Origin of the sequence: Amycolatopsis sp. AA4, assembly GCF_002796545.1 — a bacterium.
Taxonomy (GTDB): Bacteria; Actinomycetota; Actinomycetes; order Mycobacteriales; family Pseudonocardiaceae; genus Amycolatopsis.
In genome coordinates this window covers 8,027,375-8,043,985 of record NZ_CP024894.1, presented here as the reverse complement: position 1 = coordinate 8,043,985, position 16,611 = coordinate 8,027,375, and the positions used below count along the sequence as shown (strand labels likewise).

Genomic DNA, 16,611 nt, shown 5'->3' with positions numbered 1-16,611 from the left:
TGTGAGGGGGCCCATGCTGATCGCGGACCGCTACGAGGTCGACGATCTGCCGCTCGGGCGGGGCGGCATGGGTTCGGTGCACCGCGGGCTCGACCGGCGGCTCGGCCGGCGAGTCGCGATCAAGCTGCTTCGGCTTCCCGGCGGTGACGAAGAGCTGGAAGAACGCTTCGCCCGCGAAGCGCGGATCCTCGCCACGCTCGACCATCCCGGCGCGCCCACGCTCTACGACTTCGGTGCCCATGACGACCGGTTGTTCCAGGTCATGCAGTTCGTCGAAGGCGTGACGCTGGACGATCTGCTCGCCGAACACGGTCCGCTGCCGGTGCCGTGGGCGGCGGCGATCGCGGCGCAAGCGGCTGCGGTGCTGTCGGCGGCGCACGCTCGCGCGGTCTGTCACCGTGACCTCAAACCGGCCAACCTCATGCTTTGCCCGGACGGCAGCGTGAAGGTGATGGACTTCGGGCTCGCTGTGTTGCGCGAAGCCGACACTGCTCGCTTCACGCGCGCGGGGCAGTTGCTGGGTACGCCGTCGTACATGGCTCCAGAGCAGATCCAGCGTGGGCACGCGGAGCCGCGAAGCGACCTGTACGCGCTTGGTTGTGTACTGCACGAGATGCTCACTGGCCGTCCGGTCTTCACCGGGCCGACGGCGTACGCGGTGTTCGACAAGCAGGTGAAGGAAACAGCGCCCGTCGTTCCTGGCGTACCTCGGGAGCTGAACGCGCTTCTCGCTGCGACGCTTGCGAAGGATCCTTCGGTGCGACCGTCTGGGGCCGAAGTGCTGTACGCGCATCTCGTGCCCTTCGCGCGCGACTTGCCGCCATTGCCGGGATTCCTGCACCCGCCAACCGTGCTGAGTCCTTCGCGGATGTACGCGCGCATGGTCGGGCTTAGCGGCGAGCGCTGATGCTCGTCGGCGTCTGCTCCGAGAGCGGCAGACCACGCTTCTGAATGCGGTAGTAGGTGGTGGCGTTCTGTACGCCGATGCTGATGCCAATCGTGAGCATGATCGTCGACGACGTCACGGCGTTGCTGACGCCCATCGCGGCTCCTAGGAAAGAGAAGCCGACGCGTACGCCGATGGTGGTGAACCACAGCACCAACGTGAGCGGAGTGCCCTTCACGAACGTCGTGCCTTCGCGGGCACTGAGGACCGAAGTGGAGCTACGCAGAACGCCCAGCAGTCCGAGAAGCACGACGTCGCCGATCAGCAGCGCGTACTCCGTCGCGGTGGCGCTTTGCAGGGTGGTGGCGGCGGAGAACACGCCGATCGCGGTCAGGATGAAGGGGAGCGTCACCAAACGTTTGCGGCTGAGGAGCGTGCCGCGCCACTGCCGGTAAACGACCCGGTACAGGACGAGTGCCGCGATCGCGGCGTAGAGAACGATGGTGAGCGGGCCGAGGTTCACGGTGTTCCTTCGCGGTGGTCGTCGGCTTCGCCCGGCCGGCGGCGGGTGCCGGGAGGGTGCCCGGCGTGCTTTCAGCGTCGTCGGAATGGATGCGGTTTTCGTCGGCGTCCGGGCTGGCGCCGGGTGGATTCGCGACTCAACCCAGAGGTGGAGACGCCGGATCGTGACCATCGCCGAGCAACCACGGTGGGGTGACGGTCGTCTATTCGGGTGATACGGGTCCGGAAGAGGACCCGACCGAACGCGGGGGGTACCGGATCGTGAAGAGGGTTCTGGTGGGGATGGCGGCGCTGGCCGCGGCTTTCGGGCTCGTGGCGTGCTCCGGCGGGACGGCCGGGTCGGCTTCCGGCGGCGGCGCGGTGGCCGCGGCGGCGAGCGTGCCCAGTTCGTCGTCCAGCGCGCCGACCAGCAGTTCTGCCCCGGCGACCAGTGCCAGCCCGGAGAGCACCAGCGCGAAGCCGACCCCGAAACCGACGCCGAAGCCCGCTCCCAAGCCGAAGGCGGACCCGGAGCCGAGCACCGCCGACGTTCCGTGCGCGGCGGCCGCCGCTGCTTCCGGGACCAGCGCTTGCGTGGACATTTCCGCGCACCGCGCCTGGCTGCTGCAGGACGGCAAGGTGATCTACGGTCCCGTTTCGATGCTTCCCGGGCGCAGCGGTCACGCGACGCCGACCGGCACGTTCCACGTGCTTTCCAAGGAAAAGCTGCACCTGAGCAAGCAGTTCGACAACGCGCCGATGCCGAACTCGGTCTTCTTCTACCCGGGCGACGCGTTCCACACCGGCAGCCTGAAGGTGTACTCGCACGGCTGCATCCACCTGTCGGCGGCGTCGTCGCTGCGGTTCTTCAACACCCTGCACGTCGGCGACGTGGTCCAGGTCGTGCCCTGACCGTGCGTCACGGTCGAGTAAATATCACCCAATAGCGGCAACTTACTCCCCCTTTCGAGCGATTACCGGTCGCTGAGAAAGGGGTCCTGAATGGCCTGGCGCAAGCTCCGCTCCCTGCTGGTGGCCGCAGTCGCGGTCCTCGCCGTCCCCACCGTGGTCACCGCCGTCGCCCCGGCGGCAGCAGCCGGCACCCCGGCGCTGCCGCCGGGGTTCGTCTTGCGGGACCTGCCCACCGGACTCGGACAGTACGAGTTCACCGACTTCGCCTGGCTGCCCGACGACAGCGTGCTGGCCCTCGGCAAGTCCGGCGTCGTCAACTGGGTCCCGGCCGCAGGCGGCGGCGCGCCGGCGCGGATCGCCGCCTTCCCGGTCGAAACGCAGGGCGACATGGGCCTCACGAGCATCGCCCTCGCACCGGACTACGCCGCCTCGCACCAGATCTACCTGAACCGTTCGGTCTCGCTCGGCAACGGCCAGTACACGCTGCGCGCCGCGAAGTTCACCGTGCAGCTCGACGGCGCGGGGCATCCGTCCGGACTGACCGGCGAGCAGGTGATTTTCGACCTGCCCGGCAGCCCGTACTACATCCACGGCCTCGACACGGTTTACCCCGCGCCGGACGGCACGCTCTGGTACTCCGTCGGCGACAACGGCGACGCGGGCAAGACCAACCCGGTCGCCTTCGTCGCACAGGACCTCGACTCGCCGTTCGGCAAGATCCTGCACCTCACCGCGGACGGCAAGGGCGTGCCGAGCAATCCGTACTACAACGCGGCCGCGCCGGATTCCGCGCGCAGCAAGGTGTTCGCCAGCGGCTTCCGCAACCCGTTCCGGTTCAGTCTCGACCCGAAGAGCGGACTGCCGGTGGTCGGCGACGTCGGCTGGTACACGTGGGAAGAGCTGGACGTCGTCCAGCCGGGGGCGAATCTCGCGTGGCCTTGCTACGAGGGGAACCACCCCACGCCGGGCTACTCGACCGACTCGCGGTGCGCTTCGGCGGTGAACACCGCGCCGTTGTGGGACTACCAGCACGGGACGGATCCGTCGCAGGGCAACTGCGTCACCGGCGGGATCGTGTATGGCGGCACTACTTATCCGGCGGCTTACCAGGGTGCGTACTTCTTCGGCGACTACGCGGGGGAGAAGATCTGGACGTTGCGTTATGACGAGCAAGGCAAGCTTACGCAGGCACCGACGAGTCCAGCGCCGTTCCAGAATGTCGGTGGGGTTACTAGAATTTCCGCCGCGCCTAACGGGGACATCGTGTTCAGCGACCTCAACTCTGGCCTGCTGCGCCGGTTGAGCTATTCGACGAACAACTCCCCTCCGGTGGCTAAGGCGACGTCTTCGACGGATCCGGATACGCGTACGGTTTCCTTTGACGCCAGCGGTTCTACGGACGCGGACAGCGATCCGCTCACCTATTCCTGGGACTTCGGCGACGGCAGCACCGGTACTGGGGTTCAGGCCAGCCACCAGTACGGAGACGGTGCTTCGTTCACCGCGACCTTGACGGTTTCCGATCCGCTCGGCGGGGTCGGGACGGCGAAGATCGCTGTCGCACCGGGGAATCACTCGCCAGTGCTGACTTTGTCCGCACCGGACAAGGACTTCGCGGTCGGTGAGCCGGTTTCGTTGTCGGCGACGGCTACCGATGTCGAGGATGGGCCGCTTCCGGTTACGTGGACGTCGTTGATTCGGCATTGTCCAGATCTCGGGGCCTGTCACGTGCATCCAGGGGACGGAACAACTGGTCCTACGTGGACTGTTCCGTTTACCGATCACACTGACTCCCGGATGGAATTCACCGCGACGGTCACGGACAGCGCGGGGGTGCAGGCGAGCAAGACGTACGTCGCTTACCCGCGCCAGCACCGGTTGACGTTGGTGGGGACGCAGCCCGCCGCGCTGAGCATCCCGAGCGAGGGCGGCGTCAGCACCTCGATGGTCACTGAGGGTGCGACGTTTGACGTGACCGCGGCGTTGGTCGGCACCGATGGGGTCTCCAAGTTCACCGGTTGGCAGGGCGGTCCGGCTACCTCTTCGTGGTCGATCACCGTGGGCACCAGCGACATGACGCTGACCGCGAACTACCTGACGGCGATCGATCAACGATATGCGGCTGAGCCGGGATTGCAGAGTGTGCTCGGCGCGCCGACGGGTCCCGAGGTGGTGGACGGCCTGGTGCGGTACCGGCCTTACGCGAACGGGCGGTTGTACTGGTCCGCGGCCACCGGGGTGCACGAGATCGGCGGGCAGATCCTGGCTCGGTATCTCGCGATCGGCGGGCACCAGGTGTACGGGCCGCCGGTGACCGACGAGACTTCGACTCCGGACGGCGTCGGGCGGTACAACCATTTGCTCGGTACGCCGGCCAGTCAGGCCGCGTCGGTTTACTGGACTCCGTCCACCGGAGCGCATTCGGTGCAGGGGCAGATTCGGGCCAAGTGGGCCGCCCTCGGCTGGGAGCGCGGGGTGGGGTATCCGACCACCGACGAGACCGGGACTCCCGACGGGGTCGGGCGGTACAACCACTTCACCGGCGGGTCGGTGTATTGGACGCCTACCGGTGGCGCGCATCAGATCGGCGGCGCGATCCGGGACAAGTGGGCTTCGCTGGGCTGGGAACGCGGTCTTGGCTACCCGACCACGGACGAGTCGGTGACGCCGGACGGCGTGGGCCGGTACAACCACTTCACGATCGGCGGGTCGATCTACTGGACGCCGTCGACCGGGGCGCACCAGATCGGCGGGGCGATCCGGGACAAGTGGGCTTCGCTGGGTTGGGAGCGCGGGATGGGATACCCGACGACCGACGAAACCAGTACTCCCAACGGAATCGCGCGGTACAACCACTTCACCGGCGGTGGCTCGATCTACTGGAGCCCGGGCACCGGAGCGCACATGGTGCAGGGAGAGATCCGCAAGCGGTGGGCCGCGCTCGGCTGGGAGAACGGGTACCTGCGGTTGCCGACCTCGGACGAGTACCCGATCAGCGGTGGCGCGCGCAGCGATTTCCAGGGCGGGTACGTCGTTTACCGGTATGGGAGCACGGCGGATTATCGGTGGTGAGGCACGTTGGCGGCGGTCGTCGGGCAGCATCTCCCGACGGCCGCCGCTGGCTTCGCGCCGGAATTTCTTGTTACTGTGTCTGCAGGCCGTGACTGGCGTCTGAAGATGGATCACCATCGGGGAGCGGCCTCGTCCACGTGACGTCATGCCGTACGCCTGGGCTCTTGTGGGATCGAGATCCGGGAGACGCGGCGATGGTTTATCCTCTTGCCCTTTCGGGAGAGTCCGGGCACCGGCCCCGGCTGGTCGGGATTGTCAACGTCACCGCAGACTCGTTCTCCGACGGAGGCCGGTTCCTCGCCCCGGAGAATGCGCTCGCGCAGGCTCGCCGGTTGCTGGCGGCGGGGGCGGACGTCGTCGAACTCGGACCCGCGGCGAGTCATCCCAGTGCCGAGCCGGTGACCGCCGACGAGGAGGTGCGGCGGCTGGACCTGGTCCTGGACCAGCTGGTCGCCGAAGACATCCCGGTGTCGGTCGATTCGTTCCAGCCCCAGACCCACGTGTTCGCCGCGGCTCGCGGCGCGATGTTCCTCAACGACATCCACGGTTTTCCGGACCCCGAGCGGTACGCGGAGCTGGCTGACACCGGATGCCGCCTCGTCGTCATGCATTCGGTGCGGCGGCAGGAGCCCGCGACCGATCCGCGGGCGGTGCTGACCGCACTGGAGCGGTTCTTCGACCAGCGGCTGGCCGCGCTCCAGGCGGCGGGCATCGACCGCGAACGGCTGATCATCGATCCCGGGCTCGGATATTTTCTCGGCACCACGCCGGAACCTTCGCTGGCGGTGCTGTCCGCGCTCCGGACGATCCAGGCCCGCTTCGGGGTCCCGGTCATGGTCTCGCCGTCCCGGAAATCGTTTCTCCGCGCGATCACCGGACGTGCGCTGGCGGAGATCGGACCGGCCAGCCTGGCCGCGGAGCTGTACGCCGCCAGCCACCGCGTCGATTTCATCCGCACGCACGACGTCGCCGCGCTTCGGGACGCACTCACCGTCCTCGCGGCTTTGGACCAGTACCCGGGAGCCAGCCGATGACGCGTCTCGACACCGCTCGGATCCGAGCTGCTCGCCAGCGGATCGACCCGGTCTTTCTCGACACTCCGCTGTATCGCTGCGAAGGATTGGAACGCGACCTCGGCTGCGCGGTGAGCATCAAACTCGAAACGGCGAACCCGGTCCGCAGCTTCAAAGCGCGCGGCACCGAAGTGGTCGCCAGCGCGCTTGCCGACAACCGTGCCTCCGCGGTCGTGTGCGCGAGCGCGGGAAACCTTGGCCAAGCACTCGCCTGGTCCGGCCGCGGCCGGGGACTCGACGTGACCGTGGTGGCGTCCCGTTTCGCGCCCGCAGCCAAACTTGCGCGCATCCGTGAGCTGGACGCCAGGTTGGAACTGGTGGACGGCGACATCGAAACAGCTCGCGAACGAGCGGCGGCCATCGCGCGGCACGACGGCATCCGGCTGGTCGAAGACAGCCTGGACCTCGAGACCTGCGAGGGAGCGGCAACCATCGGCCTCGAGCTCGCGGACGCCGCGCCCGCGTTCGACGCCGTGCTGATCGCGCTGGGCGGAGGAGCGCTGGCCACCGGGGTGGGCCACGTGCTCAAGGAGCGCGCGCCCGAGGTCGAGGTGCTCTGCGTCCAGCCGCTCGGCGCACCGGCGATGACGCGCTCCTGGCACCAGCGGCGCGTCGTCACCACCGACTCGACCGACACCATCGCCGACGGCGTCGCCGGCCGGTTTCCCATCCCGGCCGTTTTGAACGACCTCCTCCTCGTCGCGGACGACGCCGTCCTGGTCCAGGAGGCGTCGATCATCGCCGGCATGCGGCTGCTGCTCGATCGCGCCGGACTCGTCGTCGAACCCTCGGCCGCGCTCGGCATCGCGGCGATTCTCGAAAACCGAGCCCGCTTCACCGGACGGCACGTGGTCACGATCGTCTGCGGGAGCAACGTCGACGCGGGCGCCTACCGCCGCTGGACCGATGCGGCCGCCGACGACCAGCCTTGACCGGTTTCGGGCGCGACGGGCGCGGCAGCGGGGTCCGCGAGAGGGGTCCCCGACGCAGGGAGGCTCCGACGGACCACGGGCGGACTTCGTTTCCCCGCAGCCGAATCTGCGGAGCCGCGAAATTCTCCAGGCGCGACGAGGACCGAGGCGGCGCCGCAGGGTCGTTGCGCCGCAGGCGGATCCGCGGCAAACCGGCCGATTCTAGGTCGAAGTGTGTCAGTGCAGTCCAGGGTCAAGTCGATGGTCGCAGTCATGCCGAAAAGCTACTGCGCACCACCGACAAAAACTCAGGCCAGATCAGCCGGCCGGGTGCCAACGGAGGTCAGCGGCAGGCCCAGCGCCACCCGTTCGGTGAGCCAGCCACTTGGGCGGTAGCGCGGATCACCGGTGGCGCGCAGCAGGCCGTTCAGGATGCGCAGGACCTTTTCCGGCCCGACCAGGTCGCCCCATTCCAGCGGGCCGCGCGGGTAGCCCAGGCCGAGGCGGACCGCGGTGTCGATGTCGGCGGGCGCGGCGAGGCCCTGGTCGGCGAGGTAGCAAGCGGTGTTGATGATCGAGGCCAGCAGGCGTTGCGCGATGGGAGCGGCACCGTCGCGGACGACTGTCACCGGGGTTCCGGTCGCGGCCAGGGCACCCCAAGCCGCACGGCCGTAGTGCGGGTCCAGTCCAGGATGGACAGACATCGTGAAGCGCGATTCGTAGCCGAGCGCATCGACTCCGACGACGCGCGACGCGGGCAGTTCCAGTTGCCGGGCAGCCTCCACAGTGGACTCTCCGCGCAGGGTCACCAGGAGAACCGTGTCCGGATAGGCGTCCGGGACCACGTCGACGCCTGCCGCGGACAGGAGACGGCCCAGGCGTTCGTCGGCGGCGTAGACCGGCATGGTCGGGGCGGGCGGGGCCGCGGGCTCCGGGGGAACCTCTTGTTTTCCGTCGACATAGCGGTAAAAGCCCTCGCCGGTCTTGCGGCCGAAGAGTCCGGCGGCGACGCGCGGGCGGGTGAGCCACGACGGGCGCAGGCGCGGTTCGGCGTGGAAGCCGCTCCAGATGCTTTCCAGCACCGCGTGCGAGACGTCCAACCCGGTGAGGTCCAGCAGTTCGAACGGGCCGAGTTTGAGGCCGAGGACGTCGCGCGCGATGCGGTCGACCTCGGCGGGCGCGGCGAGGGATTCCGAGAGAATCTGCAGCGCTTCGGTGTTCAGGCCGCGGCCCGCGTGGTTGACGAGGAAGCCGGGAGCGTCCTTCGCCAGCACGGGTTCGTGGCCCCAGCGGCGGACGAGTTCGCGGGCTTCGCCGGGCAGCCAGTCGGCGGTGCGCGCGCCGGGGACGACCTCGACCAGCCGCATGAGCGGGACCGGGTTGAAGAAGTGCAGGCCGATCATCCGCGACGGATCGGTGAGCCCGGCGGCGATTTCGGTGACCGACAGCGAGCTGGTGTTGGTCGCGAAAATCGTGTCGGGGCCGCAGATCTTTTCGAGACCGGCGAAGAGCGTCTGCTTCGTTTCGAGGTCTTCGCGGACGGCCTCGAGCACCAGGTCCACCCCGTCGGCGGGGGCGAGCGGGCCGTCGACCGGGACGAGGCGGTCCTTCGCCGCGCGCCCGGCCTCCTCGGTCAGCTTCTCCTTGGCGACCAGCCGGTCGACCATCGCGCCCACGTGGTCGATCGCCGCGGCGACGGCTTCCGGCTGCACGTCCGCGAGTTCCACGGTGACGCCGCCGGTCGCGGCGAGCTGGACGATGCCGCGTCCCATCACCCCGGTGCCGATCACCCGGATCCTGCCGACCCGTCCGGCCCATCCCGTCACGTTGAAACCGCCTTTCGCTGTGGCCCCACGGCGAACTTACCCCGGGCTACAGACCGACGAAGTCCGCCATCTGCCCGATGAGGTGCTCGAAGTACGCGTCCGCCGGGTCGACGCTGCCGACGTACTGGCCGAACAGCTCGAAGTTGAGCGCGCCGAACAGCTGGGTCCAGGCGGCGATGGCGCGCATGACGACCTCGGCCGGCGCGTCGATCTCCAGGACCTTGGTGAGCTGCTCAGCTTGCGCGCGCAGTTCGTCGGACATCGGCGCGGTGACCGCGGGCTCGTGCGGATGGGCGTCGCGCAGCACTGCGACCAGCGCGAACGCCACTCGCCCGGCGGGGCCGACGGTGTCCTGCGGAGCCTGGTAACCGGGGATCGGCGAGCCGTAGATGAGCGCGTACTCGTGCGGGTTCGCGCGAGCCCAGTCGCGGGTCGCGCGCCAGACGGCTCGCCAGCGTTCGCGCGGGTCGCCGGTGTGCGGGTCGGCCTGCTCGGCGGCCTCGCCGACGGCGTTGTACGCGTCGACGATCAGCGCGGTGAGCAGGTGATCGCGGCTCGGGAAGTACCGGTACAGCGCCGACGAGACCATCCCCAGCTCCCGGGCGACCGCGCGCAGGGAAAGCCCGTGCGCGCCGACCTCGGCCAGCTGGCGGCGGGCCTCGTCCTTGATCTCGCGGGTCAGCTCGGCGCGGACCCGTTCGCGGGCGGTGCGGGGTGCGGCTGTCATGCGATCAGTGTGCCTCGAAGGAGAGCGCCGCGCAAAATCGAGAGCACTGCTCTTGACGCGGGGCAGGCCACGGGTGTTCACTGTTCACAACAGAGAGCACCGCTCTCGCAAACCGAGGAGGACCCCATGACCAGCACTCGTTACCTCGAACCGGGCAAGGCGACCGCGGTGTTCAACGGCTGCGTCCGCTGGCTCACCAAACGCGGCTTCAGCGTGTGGGGCAGCCGGGTGCTGGGCGTCCGCGGCCGCAAGTCCGGCGAACTGCGCGAGGTGCCGGTGAACCTGCTGCCGTTCGAGGGCAAGCAGTACCTGGTGGCGGCGCGCGGCGAAACCCAGTGGGTGCGGAACCTGCGTGCGGCGGGCGAGGGTCAGCTGACCGTCGGGCGGCGCACCGAGACGTTCACCTACCGCGAGCTGGCCGACGAGGAAAAGCCCGCCGTCCTGCGCTCGTACCTCAAGCGCTGGGCGTTCGAGGTCGGCACGTTCTTCGAGGGCGTGGACGCGAAGGCACCGGAGGAGAAGCTGCTGGAGATCGCGCCGGGCTACCCGGTGTTCGAGGTCTTCGCCCGGTGAGTCAGCGCGCGCGTTTGCGGAACGCGGTGGCCGCGACGAGGACCACGCCGGCCAGGAGCGCGACCAGCCCGATCAGGAACCAGAGCTTCTGGCCGGTCATGAAACTGCCGGTCAGCACCCCGACGCCCTGCAGCACCCACACCGCGCCGACGAGCACCAGCACCACCCCGCACGCCAGCGTGATCCACCGCTTCACGACCATCTCCTCGCTCGGGAAGGGAACCTCGAGGCAAGTCTCTCAAGGTTCCCTTCTCCGAACGGGCTACCCGCGGCGGCGCGGCTGGCCGTTGCCGAACTGCTGTGCTTCGCCGAGCGAGGTCGCGGTGGCCGTCGTGCCCTGGACCTTCGCGACCACCGTGACGTTGTCGCCGGACTTCGGCGAACCGGTTTTCTCCGTGGCCGAATCCAGCGTGTAGGTCTGCTTGTAGCCGTCCTTGCTCGTGAGGGTCACCGAGGTGGCGCTGAGTTCGGTGATCGTCCCGGTCTGCAGGCGTTCGGTCACGTATCCGCCGGCCGGATCCGCCACCACGAAGTCGCCGTGCAGCGCCTCCCGCAGCGCGGCCATCCCGCCCATGCCTCCGCGGCCGGCGAAACCGCCGGGGCCGCCCGGTCCGCCCGGCCCGCCGAATCCGCCCGGACCCTGCTGCGCGGTCGCGTTGCCGCCGCTGGTGCCGGCCCAGATCGCCAGTCCGCCGCCCACCGCGATCACGACCGCGACGCCCGCCGCGATCGCGGTTTTCCGGCCCGACCACGCCTTCCCCGGACCGCTGCCGCCGGTGGCGGGAGCAGGCTGCTCTCCCCAGGTCGCGCCCTGTGCTGGATCGGTCGTCATGGTCTCCTCCGGAACGTTCGGGCTGGTCCTTCCCGAGCGTCGGGGCGGCCGCTGTGCGGAAGCTGTGGCGGACGTGGGGGACACCTGTGCGCCCCGGCGGGGGCGCCACCGCACAGGAAACACACAGGCGGGGCACAGCCCGACCTGAAGACAGGGCCCGAAGATGGCACCATGAGCAGTGTGAACGCCGCGTCTGCCGGCCGGGGCAAGGCCGAACTGCGCCGCGCGGACGGCAGCCCGGTCCGCGTGCTGGTCGTCGACGACGAGTCGACGCTGGCCGAACTCGTGTCCATGGCCCTGCGGATGGAGGGCTGGGAGGTGCGCAGCGCGGGCACCGGGGCCGAGGCGGTGCGGATCGGCCGCGATTTCCGCCCGGACGCCGTGGTGCTCGACGTGATGCTGCCCGATTTCGACGGCCTCGAGGTGCTGCGCCGGATGCGCGCCGAAACGCCGTATCTGCCGGTTCTTTTCCTGACCGCGAAAGACGCGGTGGAAGACCGGATCGCCGGGCTCACCGCGGGCGGCGACGATTACGTGACCAAACCGTTCAGCCTGGAAGAAGTGGCGCTGCGGCTGCGCGCGCTGCTGCGCCGCGCGGGCGGGGTTTCCGGGGCGACCGGCTCGCAGCTGGTGGTCGGCGACCTGACGCTGGACGAGGACAGCCGCGAGGTGCACCGCGGCGGCGACCTGGTGCCGCTCACCGCGACCGAGTTCGAACTGCTGCGTTACCTGATGCGCAATCCGCGCCGGGTGCTGTCGAAGGCGCAGATCCTCGACCGCGTGTGGAGCTACGATTTCGGCGGCCAAGCGAATATCGTCGAACTGTACATTTCCTACCTCCGCAAGAAAATCGACGCCGATCGGGAACCGATGATCCACACCATGCGCGGCGCCGGATATGTCCTCAAACCCGCCGCGGGCTGAGCGCCGCCGTCCGTGGTCGTTGCGCCGCAGGCTGATCGTGCAGCTGGCGGCGCTGCTCGCGCTGGTCTGCCTGGTGGTCGGCGTGGTCACCGAACTCGCGTTGAACAGCTTTCTCGTCGGACAGCTCGACGGGCAGCTGGCGGCGGCGAGCGACCGCGGGTTCCGGCACGGGGCGCCGCGTCCGCCGATCTTCGGGCCCGGCAAGCCGGCGCCGGATCCGCTGCGCGTGCTCGGCCAGCCCGAGGGGACGCTCAGCCTGGTGGTCCACGACGGCGCGGTCAACGGGCAGGTGATCGGCCCGTTGGGGCTCCTCGCGCTCACGCCCGACCAGGACCGGGTCCTGCTCGTGCTGTCCCCGAACGGCCAGCGCCGCACGGTCGAGCTTCCCGGGAATCTCGGGAAATACCGCGTGGTCGCGACGTATTCGCCGCGCGGCGAGTTCACCGTGATCGGGCTGCCGATGAACCGGGTCTCGGAAACGTTGTGGCGGCTGGGATTCATCTTCGGCGGGGTCGCGCTCGGCGGTATTCTCGTCGCCGGATTCGCTGGTGCGGTCACGATCCGGCGCACGATGGCTCCGCTCGACCGGCTCGCCGCGACCGCTTCCCGGGTGTCTGAGCTGCCGCTGGACCGCGGCGAGGTCGCGCTGTCCGAGCGAGTGCCCGAAGTGGACACTGACCCGCGCACGGAGGTCGGCAAGGTCGGTTCGGCGATCAACCGGATGCTGGGCCACATCGCCGAGGCGCTCGCGGTCCGCCATGCCAGCGAAAGCCGGGTGCGGCAGTTCGTCGCGGACGCGAGCCACGAATTGCGCACGCCGCTCGCCGCGATTCGCGGGTACGCCGAGCTGACCCGCCGCAGCAGCGAGCAGGTGCCGCCGGACATCGCGTTCGCGATGAGCCGGGTGGAATCCGAATCCGCGCGGATGACGACGCTCGTGGAGGATCTGCTGCTGCTCGCGCGGCTCGATTCCGGACGTCCGGTCGTGCCCGAGCCGGTCGATTTGTCCCGGCTGGTCGCCGACGCGGTCGCGGATTCGCACGTCGCCGGTCCGGAACACAAGTGGCTGCTGGAACTTCCCGGCGAACCGATCGCGGTGCTGGGCGATTCCGGGCAACTGCACCAGGTCGTGCTGAACCTCCTCGGCAACGCCCGGACGCACACGCCCGCGGGCACCACGGTGACCACCGCACTGTCTGCTCGGGACGGATGGGCGACTTTGTCCGTTGTGGACGATGGGCCGGGAATTCCGCCGGAAATCCTGCCCGAGGTGTTCGAACGATTCGCCCGCGGCGACAATTCCCGGTCGCGGGCGGCCGGAAGCACCGGGCTGGGGCTGGCGATTGTCGCGGCGGTGGTGGCCGCGCATTCCGGTCGGGTGATGGTGAACAGCGTTCCGGGGCGCACTGAATTCGTGGCGTCGTTCCCGCAGGCGTGACCTGTTCACAGCCCGCGCACAGGCGGTGCCGTGAGAATGATCGGCATGACGACTGCCGACGCGCCACGTTGGGTGCGCCCCGCCGTCGCGGTGCTGCTGCTGGGCACCGCCGCGTTGTACCTCACCGACGTCGCGATTTCCGGCTGGGGCAATGATTTCTACGCGATGGCCGTGCAAGCGGGCACGTGGGACTGGAAAGCGTGGTTCTTCGGTTCGCTCGACCCGGGCAACGTGGTCACCGTCGACAAACCGCCCCTTTCCCTGTGGATGATGGGGCTGTCCGGGCGGATCTTCGGCTTTTCCAGCTGGAGCATGCTGGTGCCGGACGCGCTGGCGGGCGTGGGCTCGGTCGGCCTGCTGTATCTGGCGGTGCGGCGGCTTTCCGGTCCGATCGCCGGGTTGCTGGCCGGGGCGTTGCTCGCGATCACTCCGGTGGCCGCGCTGATGTTCCGGTTCAACAACCCGGACGCGTTCTTGGTGCTGCTGCTCGTCGCGGGCGGGTATTTCCTGGTGCGGGCACTGGAAAGCGCCGGTACGAAGTGGTTGCTGCTGGCAGGGGTCGCGATCGGCTTCGGGTTCCTCGACAAAATGCTGCAGGCGTTTCTGGTGTTGCCTGCCTTTGTGCTCGCTTACGCGGTCGCGGCGCCGACCACGTGGGGACGGCGGCTATGGCAATTGCTCGCTGCTGCCGGTGCGGTGGTGGTTTCCGCGGGCTGGTGGGTACTCGCGGTGGCGTTGTGGCCGGTTGCCGATCGACCGTATATCAGCGGGTCGACGAACAACAGCGTGCTGGAATTGGCCTTCGGGTACAACGGACTCGGCCGGATCTTCGGACAGTCGCACGGCGGTGAAGCGCGACCGAAACTGCCTGCGCACGGCCAGCCGGGTTTGACTCGCTTGTTCACCGAGCAATTCGGCGGCGAGGCGTCCTGGTTGCTGCCAGCTGCGTTGATCGGACTCGTGGCCGGGTTGTGGTTCACCCGGCGTGCGACACGCACTGATCGAACTCGCGCGGCGCTGTTGCTGTGGGGTGCCTGGACGGTGCTCAGCGCATTCGTGTTCAGCTACATGAGCGGGATCATCCACCCGTACTACACGGTCGTGCTCGCGCCGGGAATCGCCGCCACGGTAGCGATTTCCGCGACCGAACTGTGGCGCGGCCGTGCCTACTTCGCCCCGCGCGCGGTGCTTGCGGTGATGCTGGCGGCGACTGTCGCGTGGAGTTTCGTGCTGCTGCAGCGGACGCCGAACTGGCAGCCGTGGGTGCGGTACACCGTGCTGGTGCTCGGCGTTCTAGGCGTGGCCGCGCTGTTGATCGGGACCGCCCGCCGCGCGGTCGCGGTGCTGGCGCTGGTGGCCGCGCTGCTGGGGATGGCGTCCTTCACCGTGGCGACCGCGTCGACGGCGCACACCGGCGGAGGTCCGGCGTCTGGGCCACAGCACAAGGGACGCCCCGATTTCGGTGCCTCGCAACCGTCCACTGTGGAGCTGAACCGGCTGCTGGAGACCACGACGACGAAGTGGGCCGCCGCCGAAACCGGTGCGATGCAGGCTGCCGGGCTCGCGTTGAACAGCGGCAAGCCGGTACTCGCGGTCGGCGGCTTCAGCGGCGGCGATCCCGCGCCGTCGCTCGCGCAATTCCAGCAGTACGTGGCGAGCGGCGAGATCCACTACTTCGTCGTCGGCGCGCGCAACGGCCGCGGCGGCCCGGGTGGCAGCCGCGGCACCGCCGGGAAGATCACCGCTTGGGTCAAGCAGCACTTCCGGCCCACCATGGTCGGCGGCGCGACGGTGTACGACCTCACGCAAAAGTGACCGAGGTATTGGCTCCGCACAAGACAAAACAAGGCAGCTCGGCCGGGACGCGCCCGGCCAGCCGGGCGGCCAGCGGAGCCGCGGCGGCCGGTTCGACGACGAGCCGGAAGTCGCGCCACAGCAGGTCTCGCGCGGCGAGGATCTCGGCGTCGGACACCAGCACGGACGTGACGGCCGGCGAGTTGAGGATGCCGAAGGCCAGCTCGCCGACGCGGGTCGCGCCGAGCGCGGAGGCGGCGACCGAGTCGATGGTGACGTCTACCGGCTCGCCCGCGGCGATGGCGGCGTGCAGCGCCTGGCAGTGCTCCGGCTCCACCGCGAACACCTGACGGCCGTCCGCGGCCAGCGTCGCGCCGGACGCCAGCCCGCCACCGCCGACCGCGACGGCAATGGCATCGACGTCCGGTGCGTCGGCCACGATCTCCGCGGTCGCGGTTCCTTGCCCGGCAATCACGTCGGGGTCGTCGTACGCGTGCAGGTAGCGAGTGCCGGATTCGTCGGCCACGGCCAGCGCGGCCGCGGCAGCCTCGCCGTACGTCGCGCCGTGCCGGATGAGCTTCGCGCCAGCCGCTTCGATGCCGGCGGCCTTCGCTTCGGGCACGGACTCCGGCACGTAGACGACAGCGGGAATGCCCAGCGACTGCGCGGCGGTGGCGACGCCGAGACCGTGATTTCCGCCGGACGCCGTGACGACCCGCTTCGGCTCCGGCCCGGTGAGCAGGGCGTTTACCGCGCCGCGGAGCTTGAACGACCCGGACCGCTGGAGCTGCTCCAGCTTGAGGACGAGGGGACGGCCGTCGATTTCGGTGCGTAACAGCGGCGTCCACCGGACGTGTGGTCGGAGGCGAAGGTGGGCTGCGGCGACGTCGGCGGCGACAGGTGCGGTGCGCATATCGGTCATTCTCCTCCCCGGCGTGCTCCCCGGGTGCCGCTCGCCGGGAAAACCCCAGCGTGTCAGGGCACGACACGGAACAAGAGGGCATTGTCTAGCTCTTGCCGATCTCGCTAAGCTCTGCGCAGACGTGGGGTGTCCGACCATGTGCGTACCGCGACGAGTACTACCGAGAGTAGTAGCGTCCCGCGGGTGTCCCCGTTCGGTGCACTTCACGCCTCGGTCTCGT

The 16,611-nt window shown here is 69.3% G+C and carries 16 protein-coding genes and 1 riboswitch; of the genes, 9 read left to right on the top strand and 7 right to left on the bottom strand.

The window, feature by feature from the left end; genetic code table 11:
* The first annotated feature begins 13 nt into the window (after positions 1-13).
* On the top strand, positions 14-907 hold the full coding sequence (locus CU254_RS37205; RefSeq protein ID WP_037716082.1) for a serine/threonine-protein kinase: 894 nt from the start codon (positions 14-16) through the stop codon (positions 905-907).
* Here CU254_RS37205 and CU254_RS37200 read toward each other — a convergent pair.
* Positions 891-1,409 (bottom strand): hypothetical protein, encoded by a 519-nt coding sequence (locus tag CU254_RS37200; RefSeq protein WP_037716080.1) that lies wholly within the window; start codon positions 1,407-1,409, stop codon positions 891-893. The two genes, CU254_RS37205 and CU254_RS37200, sit on opposite strands and share 17 nt — an antisense overlap.
* Before the next feature lie 202 nt (positions 1,410-1,611).
* Positions 1,612-1,989, bottom strand: a complete 378-nt coding sequence (locus CU254_RS44495; protein WP_009084620.1) for a hypothetical protein — start codon at positions 1,987-1,989, stop codon at positions 1,612-1,614.
* Between CU254_RS44495 and CU254_RS44490 the strand changes: the two genes are divergently transcribed.
* The 4 genes from CU254_RS44490 to CU254_RS37180 all read left to right on the top strand — a co-directional run bounded on the left by CU254_RS44490 (position 1,982) and on the right by CU254_RS37180 (position 7,376).
* Positions 1,982-2,299 (top strand): L,D-transpeptidase, encoded by a 318-nt coding sequence (locus tag CU254_RS44490; protein ID WP_009084622.1) that lies wholly within the window; start codon positions 1,982-1,984, stop codon positions 2,297-2,299. The two genes, CU254_RS44495 and CU254_RS44490, sit on opposite strands and share 8 nt — an antisense overlap.
* Positions 2,300-2,389: 90 nt before the next feature.
* Positions 2,390-5,371 (top strand): PQQ-dependent sugar dehydrogenase, encoded by a 2,982-nt coding sequence (locus CU254_RS37190; protein WP_009084618.1) that lies wholly within the window; start codon positions 2,390-2,392, stop codon positions 5,369-5,371.
* 78 nt (positions 5,372-5,449) lie between these two features.
* Positions 5,450-5,540: riboswitch (ZMP/ZTP riboswitch) on the top strand.
* A 25-nt stretch (positions 5,541-5,565) separates the two neighbouring features.
* Complete coding sequence (gene folP, locus CU254_RS37185; protein WP_009084617.1) at positions 5,566-6,405, top strand: dihydropteroate synthase; 840 nt, start codon at positions 5,566-5,568, stop codon at positions 6,403-6,405.
* Positions 6,402-7,376 (top strand): threonine/serine dehydratase, encoded by a 975-nt coding sequence (locus CU254_RS37180; protein WP_009084615.1) that lies wholly within the window; start codon positions 6,402-6,404, stop codon positions 7,374-7,376. The genes folP and CU254_RS37180 overlap by 4 nt, the downstream gene beginning before the upstream one ends.
* 287 nt (positions 7,377-7,663) lie before the next feature.
* Here CU254_RS37180 and CU254_RS37175 read toward each other — a convergent pair whose 3' ends face one another.
* Positions 7,664-9,181, bottom strand: a complete 1,518-nt coding sequence (locus tag CU254_RS37175) for a 3-hydroxyacyl-CoA dehydrogenase (RefSeq protein ID WP_009084613.1) — start codon at positions 9,179-9,181, stop codon at positions 7,664-7,666.
* 46 nt (positions 9,182-9,227) lie between these two features.
* Positions 9,228-9,908 (bottom strand): TetR/AcrR family transcriptional regulator, encoded by a 681-nt coding sequence (locus tag CU254_RS37170; RefSeq protein ID WP_037716077.1) that lies wholly within the window; start codon positions 9,906-9,908, stop codon positions 9,228-9,230.
* A gap of 126 nt (positions 9,909-10,034) precedes the next feature.
* Between CU254_RS37170 and CU254_RS37165 the strand changes: the two genes are divergently transcribed.
* A complete protein-coding gene (locus tag CU254_RS37165) occupies positions 10,035-10,481 on the top strand; it encodes a nitroreductase family deazaflavin-dependent oxidoreductase (protein ID WP_037716075.1) in 447 nt (148 codons plus the stop codon).
* Between the two features lies 1 nt (position 10,482).
* Here the strand turns inward: CU254_RS37165 and CU254_RS37160 are convergent, their stop codons facing one another.
* Positions 10,483-10,677 (bottom strand): hypothetical protein, encoded by a 195-nt coding sequence (locus CU254_RS37160; protein ID WP_037718599.1) that lies wholly within the window; start codon positions 10,675-10,677, stop codon positions 10,483-10,485.
* A 66-nt stretch (positions 10,678-10,743) separates the two neighbouring features.
* Positions 10,744-11,313, bottom strand: a complete 570-nt coding sequence (locus CU254_RS37155; protein ID WP_037716073.1) for a hypothetical protein — start codon at positions 11,311-11,313, stop codon at positions 10,744-10,746.
* Between the two features lie 171 nt (positions 11,314-11,484).
* Between CU254_RS37155 and CU254_RS37150 the strand changes: the two genes are divergently transcribed.
* Genes CU254_RS37150 through CU254_RS37140 form a run of 3 tightly spaced genes read left to right on the top strand, consistent with a single transcriptional unit; the run spans position 11,485 to position 15,490 of the window.
* Positions 11,485-12,237 (top strand): response regulator transcription factor, encoded by a 753-nt coding sequence (locus CU254_RS37150; RefSeq protein ID WP_009084604.1) that lies wholly within the window; start codon positions 11,485-11,487, stop codon positions 12,235-12,237.
* A complete protein-coding gene (locus CU254_RS37145) occupies positions 12,212-13,675 on the top strand; it encodes a cell wall metabolism sensor histidine kinase WalK (protein ID WP_009084602.1) in 1,464 nt (487 codons plus the stop codon). Before CU254_RS37150 ends, CU254_RS37145 begins: the two co-directional genes overlap by 26 nt.
* 45 nt (positions 13,676-13,720) lie before the next feature.
* On the top strand, positions 13,721-15,490 hold the full coding sequence (locus CU254_RS37140; RefSeq protein WP_050788517.1) for a glycosyltransferase family 39 protein: 1,770 nt from the start codon (positions 13,721-13,723) through the stop codon (positions 15,488-15,490).
* Here the strand turns inward: CU254_RS37140 and CU254_RS37135 are convergent.
* Complete coding sequence (locus tag CU254_RS37135) at positions 15,477-16,382, bottom strand: serine/threonine dehydratase (protein ID WP_100266981.1); 906 nt, start codon at positions 16,380-16,382, stop codon at positions 15,477-15,479. The two genes, CU254_RS37140 and CU254_RS37135, sit on opposite strands and share 14 nt — an antisense overlap.
* Between the last annotated feature and the right edge of the window lie 229 nt (positions 16,383-16,611).